At 69.1% G+C, this 16,364-nt stretch carries 17 protein-coding genes; 8 read left to right on the forward strand and 9 right to left on the reverse strand.

Annotation, left to right across the window (positions count from 1 at the left end; all coding sequences use genetic code 11):
• Window positions 1-38 precede the first annotated feature (38 nt).
• A complete protein-coding gene (locus HWW87_RS37495) occupies window positions 39-170 on the reverse strand; it encodes a hypothetical protein (protein WP_279608069.1) in 132 nt (43 codons plus the stop codon).
• 345 nt (window positions 171-515) lie between these two features.
• Here HWW87_RS37495 and msrA point away from each other — a divergent pair, with 345 nt between their 5' ends.
• Window positions 516-1,076 (forward strand): peptide-methionine (S)-S-oxide reductase MsrA, encoded by a 561-nt coding sequence (gene msrA / locus HWW87_RS36135; RefSeq protein WP_175824277.1) that lies wholly within the window; start codon window positions 516-518, stop codon window positions 1,074-1,076.
• 31 nt (window positions 1,077-1,107) lie between these two features.
• On the opposite strand, the gene HWW87_RS36140 is transcribed toward msrA, so the two are convergent.
• The 3 genes from HWW87_RS36140 to pdxH form a co-directional block, all read right to left on the reverse strand.
• Window positions 1,108-2,418, reverse strand: a complete 1,311-nt coding sequence (locus HWW87_RS36140) for a DUF72 domain-containing protein (RefSeq protein WP_175824278.1) — start codon at window positions 2,416-2,418, stop codon at window positions 1,108-1,110.
• A 23-nt stretch (window positions 2,419-2,441) separates the two neighbouring features.
• Complete coding sequence (locus HWW87_RS36145; RefSeq protein ID WP_175824279.1) at window positions 2,442-3,662, reverse strand: cyclopropane-fatty-acyl-phospholipid synthase family protein; 1,221 nt, start codon at window positions 3,660-3,662, stop codon at window positions 2,442-2,444.
• A gap of 121 nt (window positions 3,663-3,783) precedes the next feature.
• Window positions 3,784-4,428, reverse strand: a complete 645-nt coding sequence (pdxH, locus tag HWW87_RS36150; protein WP_175824280.1) for a pyridoxamine 5'-phosphate oxidase — start codon at window positions 4,426-4,428, stop codon at window positions 3,784-3,786.
• Between the two features lie 128 nt (window positions 4,429-4,556).
• Here pdxH and HWW87_RS36155 point away from each other — a divergent pair, with 128 nt between their 5' ends.
• The gene (locus HWW87_RS36155; protein WP_053526310.1) at window positions 4,557-5,414 is read left to right on the forward strand and encodes a tRNA threonylcarbamoyladenosine dehydratase; all 858 of its coding nucleotides are present in this window, start codon (window positions 4,557-4,559) and stop codon (window positions 5,412-5,414) included.
• A gap of 108 nt (window positions 5,415-5,522) precedes the next feature.
• On the opposite strand, the gene trxA is transcribed toward HWW87_RS36155, so the two are convergent.
• Together trxA and HWW87_RS36165 are read right to left on the reverse strand one after the other, a co-directional pair.
• Window positions 5,523-6,371: a thioredoxin gene (gene trxA / locus HWW87_RS36160; RefSeq protein ID WP_174390107.1), complete on the reverse strand. Its 849-nt coding sequence runs from the start codon at window positions 6,369-6,371 to the stop codon at window positions 5,523-5,525.
• 52 nt (window positions 6,372-6,423) lie between these two features.
• A complete protein-coding gene (locus HWW87_RS36165; RefSeq protein ID WP_175824281.1) occupies window positions 6,424-7,305 on the reverse strand; it encodes a pirin family protein in 882 nt (293 codons plus the stop codon).
• Window positions 7,306-7,519: 214 nt separating this feature from the next.
• Here HWW87_RS36165 and HWW87_RS36170 point away from each other — a divergent pair, with 214 nt between their 5' ends.
• Window positions 7,520-8,398: an EamA family transporter gene (locus tag HWW87_RS36170; protein ID WP_175824306.1), complete on the forward strand. Its 879-nt coding sequence runs from the start codon at window positions 7,520-7,522 to the stop codon at window positions 8,396-8,398.
• 45 nt (window positions 8,399-8,443) lie between these two features.
• Here the strand turns inward: HWW87_RS36170 and HWW87_RS36175 are convergent, their stop codons facing one another.
• Window positions 8,444-9,970: an N-acetylmuramoyl-L-alanine amidase gene (locus HWW87_RS36175; protein ID WP_175824282.1), complete on the reverse strand. Its 1,527-nt coding sequence runs from the start codon at window positions 9,968-9,970 to the stop codon at window positions 8,444-8,446.
• Window positions 9,952-10,503: a tRNA (adenosine(37)-N6)-threonylcarbamoyltransferase complex ATPase subunit type 1 TsaE gene (gene tsaE / locus HWW87_RS36180; RefSeq protein ID WP_175824283.1), complete on the reverse strand. Its 552-nt coding sequence runs from the start codon at window positions 10,501-10,503 to the stop codon at window positions 9,952-9,954. Before tsaE ends, HWW87_RS36175 begins: the two co-directional genes overlap by 19 nt.
• A 17-nt stretch (window positions 10,504-10,520) precedes the next feature.
• Here tsaE and queG point away from each other — a divergent pair, with 17 nt between their 5' ends.
• From queG to xerD, 3 genes are all read left to right on the forward strand, one after another.
• Window positions 10,521-11,756, forward strand: coding sequence for a tRNA epoxyqueuosine(34) reductase QueG (queG, locus tag HWW87_RS36185; RefSeq protein WP_175824284.1), 1,236 nt, complete (start codon window positions 10,521-10,523; stop codon window positions 11,754-11,756).
• A gap of 66 nt (window positions 11,757-11,822) precedes the next feature.
• Complete coding sequence (locus tag HWW87_RS36190) at window positions 11,823-12,293, forward strand: methylated-DNA--[protein]-cysteine S-methyltransferase (RefSeq protein WP_175824285.1); 471 nt, start codon at window positions 11,823-11,825, stop codon at window positions 12,291-12,293.
• Entirely contained in the window at window positions 12,290-13,240 is a 951-nt protein-coding gene (xerD, locus tag HWW87_RS36195; RefSeq protein WP_175824286.1) for a site-specific tyrosine recombinase XerD, read from the forward strand. Before HWW87_RS36190 ends, xerD begins: the two co-directional genes overlap by 4 nt.
• Window positions 13,241-13,309: 69 nt before the next feature.
• On the opposite strand, the gene HWW87_RS36200 is transcribed toward xerD, so the two are convergent.
• Window positions 13,310-14,872: an AMP-binding protein gene (locus HWW87_RS36200; RefSeq protein WP_175824287.1), complete on the reverse strand. Its 1,563-nt coding sequence runs from the start codon at window positions 14,870-14,872 to the stop codon at window positions 13,310-13,312.
• Between the two features lie 239 nt (window positions 14,873-15,111).
• Here HWW87_RS36200 and ybaK point away from each other — a divergent pair, with 239 nt between their 5' ends.
• Both ybaK and plsY read left to right on the forward strand, forming a co-directional pair.
• Window positions 15,112-15,603, forward strand: coding sequence for a Cys-tRNA(Pro) deacylase (ybaK, locus tag HWW87_RS36205; RefSeq protein ID WP_175824288.1), 492 nt, complete (start codon window positions 15,112-15,114; stop codon window positions 15,601-15,603).
• 116 nt (window positions 15,604-15,719) lie between these two features.
• On the forward strand, window positions 15,720-16,358 hold the full coding sequence (plsY, locus tag HWW87_RS36210; protein ID WP_175824289.1) for a glycerol-3-phosphate 1-O-acyltransferase PlsY: 639 nt from the start codon (window positions 15,720-15,722) through the stop codon (window positions 16,356-16,358).
• The last annotated feature ends 6 nt before the right edge of the window (window positions 16,359-16,364 follow it).

Raw genomic sequence — 16,364 nt, forward strand, 5'->3', positions numbered from 1 at the left:
TTGCGGGCGTGCGGACTGCGGTTGCCGCGCGGCGCGCATCATGCCGGCGGCGCGAGCGGCAGGCGGAGGCACGCGTCGGCGACGCGCGCGATGTCGTGCATCAGGTCGTGAAAGCGGGAAAAGGCGAAGGGTTGCCGCGCGGTGCTCGCGGTGAAACGGGCGCGCGCCATCGCGATGGTGCGATTGGCGTGTCGGCGACCAGGCCCGCGAGGCAGGCGATGTCTGTCAAGGCGTGCATATCGATGTTCCGGCAGATGATGTTGGCATCGGGGTCGGGCATGCATCGGACGCTGCGCGGGCGCGACAGGTTGGCCGTCGCTGGCGCGTGTCTAAGTGTAGACGAGAAAGCCGCGACGGAGCGCGTGCGGCACCTGGCCGATCTGCCAGGTTCGCGCGCGAGTGAGATACTTGCCGGAGTGCCGCTGCGTCCCGCACCGCGGGCGGGCAGCGGCGATGCGAAACGAGGGCGCCGGCACCTGCGTGCCGGCTGCCGTCATCCACGAGGGACTGATTTCATGGGGAACGAGATGCTTGAAACCGCGACGCTCGGAGGCGGGTGTTTCTGGTGCACGGAGGCCGTGTTTCTCGACGTCGACGGCGTGACGGCCGTCCAGTCGGGTTACGCGGGCGGCCATACGCGCAATCCCGGCTATCGCGACATCTGCGAAGGCGACACGGGCCACGCTGAAGTCGTCAACGTGACGTTCGATCCGGCGCGCATCGGCTATCGCGAGATCCTCGAGATCTTCTTCGCGACGCACGATCCGACCCAGTTGAACCGGCAGGGCAACGACGTCGGCACGCAATACCGGTCGGTCGTGTTCACGCATTCGGATGCGCAGCGCGACACGGCGCTCGACGTGATCCGCACGCTCGAACGCGAACAGGTGTTCGGACAACCGATCGTCACGCAGGTCGTGCCGCTCGACGGCAACTACTGGCCGGCCGAGGACTATCACCAGAACTATTACGCGCGTAATCCGGGGCAGGGCTATTGCTCGGTCGTGATCGGGCCGAAGCTCGCGAAATTCCGGCAGAAGTTCTCGCACCGGCTGAAGTCGCTGCGCGGCGCCTGAGCGTCGGTCGCGGAAGCCGGCGAAACCGACGTCACGCCGCCTCGTTGCGCCACTGCGCGCACGCGGCGGCGATTTCGCGTGCGAGCGCGATGCACGACAGCGGCGCGGAGCCTTCCGCCTTGTTGTTGATCGTGATGATCACCGGCTGCCCGGCCAGCGCGTAGCGCGCGGCCAGTTCGGCGAGCGCCGAGCGCGTGGCCGGATCCTCGTCGACGAGCTTGTCGAACGGCTCGTATTTCGCTTTCGCCTGCTCGTACTTGAAGCCGCCGTGCAGGCTCCAGCGTACGATCAGCGGGCCCGGCGCGTCGCCGTCGAGCAGCGCGAGCGCGGCGGCCTGGCGCAGCGGGTCGGGCATCCGCGCATGCAGGCCGACGCAGTAGCGCACGCCGAGCGCGGCCAGCGCGCGGATGAAGCGCGGCGTGAGCAGGCTCGCGTCGCGGATCTCGATCGCGTAACGCGTGCCGTCGGCGTCCGGCGGCAGCGGCGGTAGCGCCGCGAAGAACGCGGCGAGCCGGTCGATCAGCGCGGCCGGCTCCGCGAGCAGCTGATCGGGCAGCGGCGAGAACTGGAACACGAGCACGCCGGCTTTCCGGCCGAGCCCGTCGAGGCACGGCTGGACGAATTCGCGGGTGGCGAGCGGCGCATCGAGGAAGGTCGGGTTCGGCCCGGACGGCTCGCCGCGCCGGCCGCGGATCACCGCGTCGGTCACCGCGGCCGGCGCCTTCACGACGAAGCGGAAATCGTCGGGCACCTGCTGCGCGTAGCGCAGGTAGTCGGCCACCGACAGCGGCCCGTAGAACGACCGGTCGAGGCTCACGCTCTTCAGCAGCGGATGCGCGCCGTACGCTTCGAGCCCTTCGCGCGACAGCTTCGTCTGCGCGAAATCGCCGTCGTAGACGATGCCGTTCCAGCCGGGGAAATACCACGACGACGTGCCGAGCCGCACGTTCGGCGGCAGCCCGGCCGCGGCGTCGGCCACGTCCGCCGGGATCGACGCAGGCAGTACGCCGCGCTTGCGGCGGCCTTTCTTCGGCGGGGCGGCCGGCGGGGTCGGCTCGTCCCACAGCAGGCCGGACGAAGGGGCAGGCTCGTCGTCGTCGTCGGCGGCGGCGGCGGGGCGGGAGATCGTACGGGCGGGCGGCGTCGGTCGCGCGTCTTCCTGCGCGTCCGGCGTCACGTGCTCATCGGGGCTGGCGGGGCGGTCGTTGCTCGCGGGCGACGCGCGTGCGGCGTCCGTCGGCACGCCGAACAGGTCGAATTGTCCGTCGGCGTGCGACTCGTTGGCGTCGTCGCGCTGCTGTCGTTGCGGCGGCGTCTTGCGCCGCGTCCTGCCGTCACCCATGCATGCCCAGCGTGAGGCGCCGCCTAGCGCGGCAGCGCGTGTTCGTACATGTAGCGCCGCGACCACGGCAGCGTTTTCGCGCTGCGTCCGGCCTTGCGGCACACGATCTGGAAGATCGACACGTCGTCGTGCTCGAACGCATACGCGCAGCCGGCCAGATACACGCGCCAGATGCGGAATTTTTCGTCGTCGACGAGCTTTCTCGCTTCTTCGGCTTTCGCTTCGAAGTTTTCCGTCCAGATATCGAGCGTGCGCGCATAGTGCCGGCGCAGGCTTTCGACGTCAACCGCCTCGAGTCCGCCGCGCTGCGCCGCTTCGAGCGCGAGGCTGATGTGCGGCAGCTCGCCGTCCGGGAACACGTAGCGATCGATGAATTCGCCGCCGCCGAGCGCGGTTTCGCCGCTTTCCGCGTCGGTCGACGTGATCCCGTGGTTCATCGCGATGCCGTCGTCGGCGAGCAGGTCATGCACGCGCGAGAAGTAGAGCGGCAGGTTCTTGCGGCCGACGTGCTCGAACATCCCGACGCTCGTGATGCGGTCGAACTGGCCTTCGATCTCGCGGTAATCCTGCAGACGAATCTCGATCCTGTCTTCCAGCCCCGCGGCCTTCACGCGCGCGGTCGCGAGGTCGAACTGGTTCTGCGACAGCGTCACGCCGAGACACGTCGCGCCGAACTTCTGCGCGGCGCGCAGCACGAGCGCGCCCCAGCCGCAGCCGATGTCGAGCAGGCGCTGGCCGGGCTCGAGCTGGATCTTCGTCAGGATGTGGTCGATCTTCTTGATCTGCGCGGTGGCGAGATCCTCGTCGCCGTTCTCGAAGTACGCGCACGAGTACACCATGTTCTCGTCGAGCCACAACTGGTAGAACTCGTTCGAGACGTCGTAGTGGTACTGGATCGCCTTCTTGTCGGTGCTCTTCGTGTGATTGAAGTAGCGCTTCACGCGTGCGAGCTTGCTTGCGCTCGTCACGGTGCTGCGCGCGAGCGAGTAGCTGATGTTGATGATGTCCGACAGCTTGCCTTCGATGTCGATCTTGCCCTTCACGTACGCCTCGCCGAGATTGTCGAGGCTCGGTTCGAGCAGCAGCGGCAACGCCGACGCGCTGTTCACCTTCAGCGTGACCTGCGGTGCGCTGAAGGTGCCGAAATCGAGTTGATCGCCGTTCCACAGCACGAGTCGCGCCGGTATGTTCGCTTTCGCCCGTACTTCATCCGCCCACTGTGCCAGCTTCTTTTCCCAGAACATTTGGATTCTCCGTTTGTTCGTTGAATCGAATACAGCCAAGTATCTTGACCGGCGCCCGCCGCTTGCGGCGCGGGCGCCCGGATGCAACACGAGACACGACCGGCGTGCGCCGGCGCCGCGCTTACGGCGACAGGCGCGAGATCGTCCAGCCCGGCGACGCCGCGGCGTCGCGCGTATAGAGCAGGCGGTCGTGCAGCCGCGACGGGCGCCCCTGCCAGAACTCGATCGCGTCGGGCACGAGGCGGTAGCCGCCCCAGTGCGGCGGGCGCGGCGGGTTGTCGCCGTAGCGTTCGCTGACGGCCCGTTCGCGCGCTTCGAGCGTCGCGCGGCTGTCGATCACGGCGCTTTGGTCGGACGCCCATGCGCCGATGCGCGAACCGAGCGGGCGTGACGCGAAATAGCGGTCGCTTTCTTCCGCGCTGGTTTTCTCGATCCGGCCTTCGATGCGCACCTGGCGCTCGAGCTCGATCCAGTAGAACAGCAACGCGGCTTGCGGATGCGCGGCGAGATCGTGTCCCTTGCGGCTTTCGTAATTGGTGAAGAAGACGAACCCGCGTTCGTCGACGCCCTTGATGAGCACGATCCGGGCTGACGGCCGGCCGTCGGCGCCGACGGTCGCGAGCGTCATCGTGTTCGGCTCGGGCAGCTTGGCGGCGAGCGCCTCCTTGAACCAGCGATCGAACTGGGCGAAGGGGTCGGGGGCGGCATCGGCTTCGTCGAGCGAAGCACGCGAATAGTTGATGCGGAGATCGGCGAGAGTCGTCATGTTATGCAAACGCTTCAATCTGGGGCCAGTATAGCGAACGCGCAAGAATCGTGCGTGCACAGTGGCGTGTGGGAGCGGGGAGTTCAGGCAAAATAGAGGGCTGCACGACTTACGTTTTCCTTGCTGCCATGTCCTCCGCCGACGCTGCCCCGCCCAGTTCTTCTGATCTTACCCCGACCCCGGAAATCCAGCTTGACGTGGATCGCGCGCGGCGTTTCGGCGGTGTCGCGCGCCTGTATGGCGCGCCGGCCGCCGCCGCGTTCGAGCGGGCGCACGTCGCGGTGATCGGGATCGGGGGCGTCGGGTCGTGGGTGGCCGAGGCGCTCGCGCGCAACGCGGTCGGCACGCTGACGCTGATCGATCTCGACAACGTCGCGGAAAGCAACACGAACCGGCAGATCCATGCGCTCGACGGCAATTACGGCAAGCCGAAGGTCGACGCGATGGCCGAGCGGATCGCGCTGATCGATCCCGCATGCCGCGTGAACCGGATCGAGGATTTCGTCGAGCCCGACAACTTCGACGCGCTGCTCGGCGGCGGCTTCGACTACGTGATCGATGCGATCGACAGCGTGCGCACGAAGGTCGCACTGATCGCGTGGTGCGTCGCGAAACGGCAGCCGTTGATCGTCGTCGGCGGCGCGGGCGGGCAGCTCGACCCGACGCGCATCCGCATCGACGATCTCGCGCTGACGATCCAGGATCCGCTGCTGTCGAAGGTGCGCGCGCAGTTGCGCAAGCAGCACGGTTTTCCGCGCGGGCCGAAGGCGCGCTTCAAGGTCAGCGCCGTGTATTCGGACGAGCCGCTGATCTATCCGGAAGCGGCCGCCTGCGACATCGAGGACGGCGCGGAGCCGTCCGCGGCCGCGCACGTCGCGGGGCTCAACTGTGCGGGCTTCGGTTCGAGCGTGTGCGTGACCGCGAGCTTCGGGTTCGCGGCTGCCGCGCATGCGTTGCGGGCGATCGCGGCACAGGCGGCCGGCTGAGCGCGCGACGCGCGGGCAGGGAACGGTGATACCGCGGCGCGGGTAACGCGCCGCGAGCGATACGGCAAGCCAGCCGGGCCATCGCGGCCCGGCCGGTCGTGCGTCAGGTCAGTTGAGCGCCATGCTCAGCTTGCGTCGCCACGCGGCGATGAGGTCGGGGCGATCGCCGGCCAGTTCGAACACCGAGATCATCGTGCGGCGGCCGAGGTCGTCGCCGTACGCGCGATCGCGCGTCACGATTTCCAGCAACTGTTCCAGCGCGCCTTCGTACGCGCGCCGTGCGATCAGGCTCTGCGCGAGGTCGAAGCGCGCGTCGAGATCGGCCGGGTTCGCCGCGATGCGCGCTTCGAGCGCGTCGGTCGGCGGCAGGTCGGCCGTGGCGTCGAGCGCGTCGAAACGGGTCTTGATCGCCTGGTAGCGCGGGTCGCCGTTCTGCACGGTTTGCGGCGACAGGCGCTCGGTCTCGGCGCGCGCGGCGTCGACCTCGTTGCGCGCGAGCAGCAGCTCGATCAGGTCGAGGCGCGCGTCGTCGTAGCCGGGGTTCAGCGCGAGCGCCGCTTCGAGGTGCGCGAGTGCGTCGTCGAAGCGCTGTTCGGCCATCGCGTACTGCGCGGCGCGGCGCTCGGCTTCCTCGGCCGCCGGCAGCAGCCGGTCGAGGAACGCGCGCAACTGGCCTTCGGGCAGCACGCCGACGAACTGGTCGACCGGGCGCCCGTCGGCGAACGCAATCACGTGCGGGATGCTGCGCGTCTGGAAGTGCGCGGCGAGTTCCTGGTTCTCGTCGACGTTGACCTTCACGAGCTTCCAGCGGCCTGCATAGTCGGCTTCGAGCTTTTCCAGCAGCGGGCCGAGCGTCTTGCAGGGGCCGCACCACGGCGCCCAGAAGTCGACCAGCACGGGCGTGTCCAGCGACGCCTCGATGACGTCTTTCTCGAATGTGGCAAGCGTGGTGTCCATGTCGTTCTCTTCCGTTCGAATATCGTCAGGATGGGGGCGGCGCGCCGCTTTTTCAACGCGGCTTCGATTCGGGCAGCGGAATCCATTCGGTCTCGCCCGGCACCTTGCCCATTTCCTGGCGCGTCCACGCCGCTTTCGCACGCTCGATCGCGTCGCGGCTGCTCGCGACGAAATTCCATTCGATGTAGCGTTCGCCGTCGATCCGGTCGCCGCCGAGCAGCATCGCGCGCGCGCCGCTGCCGCTCGTCAGCGTGACCGTCGCGCCCGGCGCGAGCACGGCCATCTGTTCGGCCGGCACCGGCGTGCCGTCGATCGCGAGCTCGCCGTCGACCACGTAGACCGCGCGCTCTTCGTGCGACGCATCGAGTTCGAGCCGGCCGCCGGCCGCGAATTCGGCGGCGACGTACAGCGTGCGCGAGAACGTCGTCACGGGCGATTGCAGCCCGAACGCGTCGCCGGCGATCACCGTCAGCGCGACGCCGTCTTCGTTCCGCTTGGGCAGCGTATCGGCCGCATGGTGCTCGAACGACGGCTCGGTCGTCTCGTGCGCCTGCGGCAGCGCGACCCAGGTCTGGATCCCGTGCACGGTGTGGCCGCTGGCGCGCTGCGCGTCGGGCGTGCGCTCCGAGTGGACGATCCCGCGGCCGGCCGTCATCCAGTTCACGTCGCCCGGCACGATTTCCTGCAGCGAGCCGAGGCTGTCGCGGTGCAGGATCGCGCCGTCGAACAGGTAGGTGACCGTTGCGAGCCCGATGTGCGGATGCGGGCGCACGTCGAGCCCCGTGCCGGCCGGCAGCGCCGCGGGCCCCATGTGATCGAAGAAGATGAACGGGCCGACGAGGCGTGCGGCGAGTGCGGGCAGCGTGCGGCGCACCTGCAGGTTGCCGATGTCGCGTACGTGCGGCTTCAGCAGGGCTTTGATCGAGTCGGTCATGGCGGGCCTCGTGGGGAACGGCTGGATTGCCGGTCATTGTACTGGCGGCGCGAGGCGGCCGCGGCAGGCACGCGTCGTGCGGCATCCGCCGCGTTGCACAAGCCGCTGCGCGCGCCGCCGATTCCATGCGCGCCGCGCGGGTATCGGGCCGGGCGGCAAACCCGGTAGACTGACCGGCTTCAGAAATCATCCAACCATCGAGGAGACGCCGATGATGGCCCCGAAGGACCTGCTGCTCGCGCTGGTCGTGATCCTGGCGTGGGGCGTGAACTTTGTCGTGATCAAGGTCGGCCTGCACGGCATGCCGCCGATGCTGCTCGGCGCGCTGCGCTTCACGCTCGCGGCCGTGCCCGCGGTGTTCTTCGTGCGCCGGCCGCAGATTTCGTGGCCGCTGCTGGTGCTGTACGGCGCGACGATCCAGCTCGGCCAGTTCGTGTTCCTGTTCACCGGCATGTACGTCGGCATGCCGGCCGGCCTCGCGTCGCTCGTGCTGCAGTCGCAGGCGTTCTTCACACTGGTGTTCGCGATGCTGTTCCTCGGCGAGCGGCTGCGCGTGCAGAACCTGATCGGGCTCGCGATCGCCGCGGGCGGGCTCGCCGTGATCGCCGCGCAGGGCGGCCGCGCGATGACGCTCGCGGGCTTCCTGCTGACGATCTGCGCGGCCGCGATGTGGGCCGTCGGTAATATCGTCACGAAGAAGGTCGGGAAGGCGAACCTCGTGTCGCTCGTCGTGTGGGCAAGCCTCGTGCCGCCCGTGCCGTTCTTCCTGCTGTCGCTGTGGTTCGAAGGGCCGCAGCGGATCGCGACCGCGCTCGCCGGGCTGGACGGCGCGTCGATCTTCGCGGTCGTCTATCTCGCGTTCGTCGCGACGCTGCTCGGCTACGGGCTATGGAGCCGCCTGCTGTCGCGCTACCCGGCCGCGCAGGTCGCGCAATTCTCGCTGCTGGTGCCGATCGTCGGGCTCGCGTCGTCGGCGCTGCTGCTCGACGAGCATCTGACGCAAGCGCAACTGGTCGGCGCCGCGCTCGTGATGGGCGGGCTCGCGGTGAACGTGTTCGGCGGGAAACTGCTGAGCCGCTTCGCGGCGTCGTGACGCGCCGGCACGCGCTGCGTGCCGGCGGCAGGGAACGGGCGGCGCTCAGGCCATCCGGTTCTTCGCGAGCGGCGGATTCGCGGCGAAGTAACGCTTGATGCCGCGGAAGATCGCGTCGGCCATCTCGTCGCGATAGCTGTCGTCGTTGAGCCGGCGCTCTTCATCCGGGTTGCTGATGAACGCGGTCTCGACGAGGATCGACGGAATGTCGGGCGCCTTCAGCACCGCGAACCCGGCCTGCTCGACCGAGCCCTTGTGCAGCTTGTTGATGCCGCCCACTTCCTTCAGCACGTAGTTGCCGTAGCGCAGCGAGTCGCGGATCTGCGCGGTCGTCGACATGTCGAACAGCGCGCGGTTCACCGCCGCGTCCGCCGTCTTGATGTTGATGCCGCCGATCAGGTCCGACGAATTCTCCTTGTTCGCCATCCAGCGCGCCGCGGCGCTCGTCGCGCCGTGGTCGGACAGCGCGAACACCGACGAGCCGCGTGCGGACGGCGTCGTGAACGCGTCCGCGTGGATCGACACGAAGAGATCCGCGCCGACGCGGCGCGCCTTCTGCACGCGCACGTTCAGCGGCACGAAGAAATCGGCGTCGCGCGTCATCATCGCGCGCATGTTCGGCGCGGCGTCGATCTTCGCGCGCAGCTTCTTCGCGATGTCGAGCGCGATGTGCTTCTCGTACGTGCCGCCGCCGCCGATCGCGCCCGGATCCTCGCCGCCGTGGCCCGGGTCGATTGCGACCGTCAGCAGGCGCACGGTGCCGCCCTTGCCCGATTTCGGCGCGGTGAACTTGTAGGTGTCGCCGTCGTCGTCGTTGTCGTCGCGGCGCGCGATGACGGGCGGCGGCTTGACGGCCGGCTTCGCGGGCGTCGACGGCGTGCCGGCGGCCGGCGGCGCATGCGGCGCGGCGGGCGTGTTCTGCGCGAAACGCTGGAAGAATGCGTCGCTGTTGTCGCCCGCGGCGGGCGGCGGGGTGCCCGGGCCGGCCAGCGTGGACGGCGGCTGCATCTGCTGCGCGCGCGCGTTGTCGTTGAGCGCCTGTTCCTTGCGTTCCGTCTGCGCGATCAGGTCGGACAGCGGATCGGGCGCAACGGCCGGATACAGGTCGAACACGAGCCGGTACTTGTACGTGCCGACGGGCGGCAGCGTGAACACCTGCGGCTTCACCGAGCCTTTCAGGTCGAACACCATCCGCACGACGTGCGGCTGATACTGGCCGACGCGCACCGACTGGATCTGCGGATCGTTCGGCGCGATCTTCGATACGAGGTCGCGCAGCGCCTGGTCGAGGTCGAGGCCGCTCAGGTCGACGACGAGCCGGTCGGGACCCTGCAGCAGCTGTTGGCTATTCTGCAGCGGCTGGTCGGATTCGATCGTGACGCGCGTGTAATCGCGCGCGGGCCACACGCGCACGCCGAGCACCGACGACGCGTGCGCGAGCCGCGGCGCGACGAGACCGAGCACCAGCGTCGACGCCCCCGCGCGCAGGATCTGACGGCGCCGCCAGTTGTGCGTCGCGGTGGCCGCCGATTCGATCGAGCGGAACGGTTTGATCAACATCTTTCGAGACATGCCTTTCCTGAAGCGCTGTACGCCCGGACGGTGAGAGCGCGGCCGTCGCCGTCCACGTCGAGCGAGAAAACCAGATCGGGCACGCCGAGCAGGGCGCCCGCCTGTTGCGGCCATTCGACGAGGCAGATCGCGCTGGAATTGAAATATTCGCGAAAGCCTGCGTCGGACCATTCGGCCGGATCGTTGAATCGATACAGATCGAAGTGATAGACCTCGAGTTCCCCATCGCTGCGTTCGAGCGCGTACGGCTCGACGAGCGTATAGGTCGGGCTGCGCACGCGTCCCTGGTGGCCGAGGCCGCGCAGGATCGCGCGTACGAGGCTCGTCTTGCCCGCGCCGAGATCGCCGACCAGCTGGATCTGCAGCCCGTCGAACGCATGGACGCGGTCGAGCTCGATGCGCGCTGCGTCGAGCGCGTGCGCGAAGCGCGTGCCGAAGGCCTCGGTTGCCGCTTCGTCGGCGAGCGCGATCACGCGCTCCGCGAGCGGGGCGGGCAACATGGCATGAGGCGGTTGGCTGGGCGTGGCTGGCATTCTCGTAAAATAGTGCGATGAACCGACTACCGGAACGCGCCGCATCCGACAGGCCTTCGACTCGTGACGAAGGCGCGGCGCCGTGCGCGCTCGACGATGCGGCGTTGACTGCGCTCGCCGCTCGCATCAGGGCGTGGGGGCGCGAATTGGGTTTCGGGGCGATCGGCATCAGCGATACCGATCTCTCGGATGCCGAAGCGGGCCTCGCCGCCTGGCTGGAAGCCGGATACCACGGCGAAATGGATTATATGGCGAAACATGGGATGAAACGCGCGCGGCCGGCCGAACTTGTGGCCGGTACGCGACGCGTGATCTCCGTGCGGCTCGCCTATTTGCCGGCCCAGACGCTCGCTGACGAGGCGCCCGGTGGCGGGCCCGGTGCGCTCGCGCCGCACGACTGGCGCGCGCGCGAACGGGCGCGGCTCGACGATCCGCAGGCGGCCGTCGTGTCGATCTATGCGCGCGGCCGCGATTATCACAAGGTGCTGCGCAACCGGCTGCAGACGCTCGCGGAGCGTATCGAGCACGAGATCGGCGGGTTCGGCTACCGCGTGTTCACCGATTCGGCGCCCGTGCTCGAAGTCGAGCTCGCGCAGAAGGCCGGGGTTGGCTGGCGCGGCAAGCACACGCTGCTGCTGCAGCGCGATGCCGGCTCGCTGTTCTTTCTCGGCGAGATCTACGTCGACCTGCCGCTGCCGACCGACGCGCACACGTCGCCCGACACCGCGCCCGAAGCACCCGGCGCGCATTGCGGCAGCTGCACGCGCTGCATCGACGCGTGCCCGACCGGCGCGATCGTCGAGCCGTACCGCGTCGATGCGCGCCGCTGCATCTCGTACCTGACGATCGAACTGAAAGGCAGCATCCCCGAGCCGCTGCGGCCGATGATCGGCAATCGCGTGTACGGCTGCGACGACTGCCAGCTCGTGTGCCCGTGGAACAAGTTCGCGCAGGCCGCGCCCGTCGCCGATTTCGACGTGCGGCACGGCCTCGACCGCGCGACGCTCGTCGAGCTGTTCGCGTGGGATGCCGACACGTTCGATACGCGGATGCAGGGCAGCGCGATCCGCCGCATCGGCTACGAAAGCTGGCTGCGCAATCTCGCGGTCGGGCTCGGCAATGCGCTGCGCGCCGGCGCGGACCGGCTCGACCCGCCGGCGCGCGACGCGATCGTCGCCGCGCTGCGCGCACGGGCCGACGATCCGTCGCCGGTCGTGCGCGAGCATGTCGAATGGGCGCTGCGAGCCGCGTGAAGGCGGCGTAAAGTGTCGTCGGCGCGCGGGCAGGGCCGCGCGCATCCCCCCGGTCAGGAGAAGGCAATGTTCAACGCAGTCATCGACGCGCCGTTCGGCAAGGTCGGCATCCGCACGGATGCCGCGGTGGTGCGCGAGATCGTCTATCTGCCCGAATCGATGAAGTCGGTCGATCCGGATTCGGCGCTCGCGAAGCGCGCGGTCGAGCAGATCGAACGTTATTTCGAGCGTGCGTCTGCACGCTTCGACCTGCCGCTCGCCGACGTTGGCAGCGCATTCCAGCACCGCGTGTGGGACGTGATCAGCGACATCCCGCCCGGTACGGTGCTGACCTACGGCCAGGTCGCGAAGCGGATCGGCAGCGCGCCGCGCGCGGTCGGCCAGGCGTGCGGCGCGAACTACTTCCCGCTCGTGATCCCGTGTCATCGCGTCGTCGCGGCGGGCGGCCTCGGCGGGTTCGCGAATCACGACGACAACGGCTATTACCAGCAAGTGAAGCGCTGGCTGCTGGCGCATGAGGGTGTGCCGTACCGATGAGCGAACCTTTGATGAACCCCGAAGCCGACGACAACACCGTCGCGGCATCGCCCGCGCTGCTCGCGAGCCGCGCGTCGATCGACGTGTTCTGCGATGCGCTGTGGCTCGAACACGGGCTCGCGCGCAACACGCTCGATGCGTACCGGCGCGACCTGGCGCTGTTTTCCCAATGGCTGGCCGCGACGCACGATGCATCGCTCGACTCGGCCGACGAGGCGATGGTGACGGGCTATATCGCCGCGCGCAGCGACGGCAAGGCGACGTCGTCGAATAGGCGGCTGTCCGTGTTTCGCCGCTATTACGGCTGGGCCGTGCGCGAGCATCGCGCGAGCGCCGACCCGACGCTGCGGATCACGTCCGCGAAACAGGCGACCCGGTTTCCGTCGACGCTGTCCGAGGCGCAGGTCGAGGCGCTGCTCGGCGCGCCCGACATCGGCACGCCGCTCGGCCTGCGCGATCGCACGATGCTCGAGCTGATGTACGCGAGCGGACTGCGCGTGAGCGAGCTCGTGACGCTGAAGACGGTCGAGGTCGGCCTCAACGAAGGCGTCGTGCGCGTGATGGGCAAGGGTTCGAAGGAGCGGCTCGTGCCGTTCGGCGAAGTTGCGCACGGCTGGATCGAACGCTACCTGCGCGATGCGCGGCCGGCGCTGCTCGGCGCGCGCGCGGCCGACGCGCTGTTCGTGACCGCGCGCGGCGACGGGATGACGCGCCAGCAGTTCTGGAACATCATCAAGCGTCACGCGCAGCAGGCCGACGTGCGCGCGCACCTGTCGCCGCACACGCTGCGGCACGCATTCGCGACGCACCTGCTGAACCACGGCGCCGACCTGCGTGTCGTGCAGTTGCTGCTCGGCCACAGCGACATCTCGACCACGCAGATCTATACGCACGTCGCGCGCGAACGGCTCAAGACGCTGCACGCGCAGCACCACCCGCGCGGCTGACGCGCGACGCGTGCATGCGGCGCGGCGCAGCGCGGGCGCGGATGCGGGCTCCGGCGCGCGGCGCCCGCGTCAGACCAGTTCGCGCAGCCTGTGCTTGAGCACCTTGCCGGTCGACGCGGCCGGCAGTGCATCGAGCACGCGGATGCGCGCGGGGCGTTTGTAAGCCGTGAGCCGATCCGCGCACCATGCATGCAATGCCGCCTCGTCCGCCGCCGCGCCCGGCACCAGCTCGACGAACGCGAGCACTTCCTCGTTGCCTTCGATGGCGCGGCCGATCACGGCCGCCTGCACGACGTCCGGGTGCGCGTTCAGCACCTGCTCGACCTCGACCGGATACACGTTGAAGCCCGAGCGGATGATCAGCTCCTTGCTGCGGCCCGCGATCGTCACCGCGCCGTCCGCTTCCTGCCGCGCGAGATCGCCGGTGCTCAGCCAGCCGTCCGGCGACACGGCCGCGCGCGTCGCGTCCGCGTTGCGGTAGTAGCCGAGCATCACGTTCGGCCCGCGCACACGGATCTCGCCGACTTCGCCCGGCGGCACGTCGGTGCCGTCCGGCGCGACGATCCGCATGTCGACGCCGGGAATCGGCACGCCGACCGAGCTGTCCGTGCGCGGCGCGTCGAGCGGCGTCTGCGTGATCGTCGGGCTGCTTTCGGTCATCCCGTAGCCGTTGTGCAGCGGCACGCCGTACAGGCGCTCGACGCGGGCCTTCAGGTTCGCATCGAGCGGCGAGCCGCCCGAATACGCGAAACGCAGCCGCGGCGCGCGCCATGCGTGGCCGTGCGTGTGCAGATGTTCGAGCAGCTTCGCGTGCATCGCCGGCACACCCTGGAAGATCGTGACACCTTCGTCGGCGAGCGCGACGCGGACGGCTTCCGGCGCGAAGCGCGGCGCGAGCCGCAGCGTCGCGCCCGCGTACAGGCTGCCGAGGCACACCGATGCGAGCCCGTACACGTGCGACACGGGCAGCACCGTGTAGACGACGTCGTCGGGCGACACGCGGCGCAGCGTGCTCGACGTCGCCGCGATGAACAGCAGGTTGCGGTGCGACAGCATCACGCCTTTCGGCGTACCGGTCGTGCCCGTCGTGTAGATCAGCGCCGCGCATTGCTCGGCGCCGTCGGCGGCCACCGGTTCGGCGGGGGCGCTCGCATCGACCCGATACGACCACGCGCCGATGTCGATCGGCAGCGCACCGGCGGGCGTGGCGCCGAGCCGCTCGGCATGGGCGCGCGCGTCGGCCGATGCGTCGGTCGTGAACGCGATCAGCTTCGGGCGCGCGTGCGCGGCGATCGCGTCGAGCTCGGCGGCCGACAGCCGCGCGTTCGACACGAGCGCCCATGCGTCGATGCGGGCGGCCGCGAACAGCAGCACGATCTGCGCGACGCAGTTTTCCGCGACGATCATCACGCGGTCGCCGCCTTGCACGCCGAGGCTCGCCAGCCGCGCGGCCGCGGCGTCCACGGCCTGCGCCAGATCGCCGTACGACAGGCGGCGCGCATCCTCGATCAGCGCCGGATGCGCGGGCGACTGCGCGGCCCGGTGCGCGGGCACGTCGGCGATGCGACGCGGCAGCGCGGCGAGCAGCGCATCGACGTCGAGCGATTCGGATGAACGGGGGGGCGAGGACATGGCGTCTCCAGATGAGGGGCCGGCGGCGGCCGACGATATTTGCGAACGATCGTGCCATGACGGCGCGCGCGCCACAATCGGCCAATCGGGCAATAGCGCTTCGCGATGTTCGCAACGATGATGAGCGCAATCGTCGTCGCGATGCGGCGGGCCACCCGGGGGAAAAACGGGCCGCGAGTATACCGTCGGCGCGGGCACGCCATTGCTCTCCGTTGATCGTTCGCCATTAAAATGCCGCCATGAGCAAATCCAGACACGTGTCCGAAACCCCCGCGACCCAGTTGCTGCGCCGTCATGGTGTCGCCTTCGGCGAGCATCCGTACGAATACGTCGAGCACGGCGGCACCGGCGAATCGGCGCGCCAGCTCGGCGTCGACGAGCACAGCGTCGTGAAGACGCTCGTGATGGAAGACGAACACGCGAAGCCGCTGATCGTGCTGATGCACGGCGACCGCACCGTGTCGACGAAGAATCTCGCGCGGCAGATCGGCGCGAAGCGTGTCGAGCCGTGCAAGCCCGAGGTCGCGAACCGCCATTCGGGCTATCTCGTCGGCGGCACGTCGCCGTTCGGCACACGCAAGGCGATGCCCGTCTACGTCGAGGCGACGATCCTCGAATTGCCGACGATCTACCTGAACGGCGGCCGGCGCGGCTACCTTGTCAGCCTCGCGCCGGCGGTGCTCACGTCGCTGCTCGGCGCGCAGCCGGTGCAGTGCGCGAGTGTCGACTGAGGGTTTCACCTTCGTGGCAGTCCGCGCCCGTTCGGTAGAATGGGCGCCGTTTCGGCTTGCCGGCTTGCCGCGCACGGCCGTCCCTTTCCCGATACGTTGAAAGAAGAGTTCCCCGCATGCAGATCCTGCTCGCCGCCCTCGTTGCCTACCTGATCGGTTCGGTGTCGTTCGCCGTCGTCGTCAGCGCCACGATGGGCCTGGCCGACCCGCGTTCGTACGGGTCGAAGAATCCCGGCGCGACCAACGTGCTGCGCAGCGGCAACAAGAAGGCCGCGATCCTGACGCTCGTCGGTGACGCATTCAAGGGCTGGATCGCCGTCTGGCTCGCCCGGCACTTCGGCCTGCCCGAGGTCGCGGTCGCGTGGGTCGCGATCGCCGTGTTCCTCGGCCACCTGTACCCGGTGTTCTTCCGCTTCCAGGGCGGCAAGGGCGTCGCGACCGCGGCCGGCGTGCTGCTCGCCGTGCACCCCGTGCTCGGGCTCGCGACCGCGCTGACCTGGCTGATCGTCGCGTTCTTCTTCCGCTATTCGTCGCTCGCGGCGCTGGTGGCGGCCGTGTTCGCGCCGGTGTTCGACGTGTTCCTGTTCGGCACCGGCCATAACCCGGTCGCATGGGCCGTGCTCGCGATGAGCGTGCTGCTCGTGTGGCGGCACCGCGGCAACATTTCGAAGCTGCTCGCGGGGCAGGAGAGCCGGATCGGCGACAAGAAGAAGGCGGCCGCGGACGGCGGCGCGCAGGACGGCGGGAAAGCCTGAGAAAGC

The organism is Burkholderia sp. BCC0419, from assembly GCF_902830285.1.
Classification (GTDB): Bacteria; Pseudomonadota; Gammaproteobacteria; order Burkholderiales; family Burkholderiaceae; genus Burkholderia.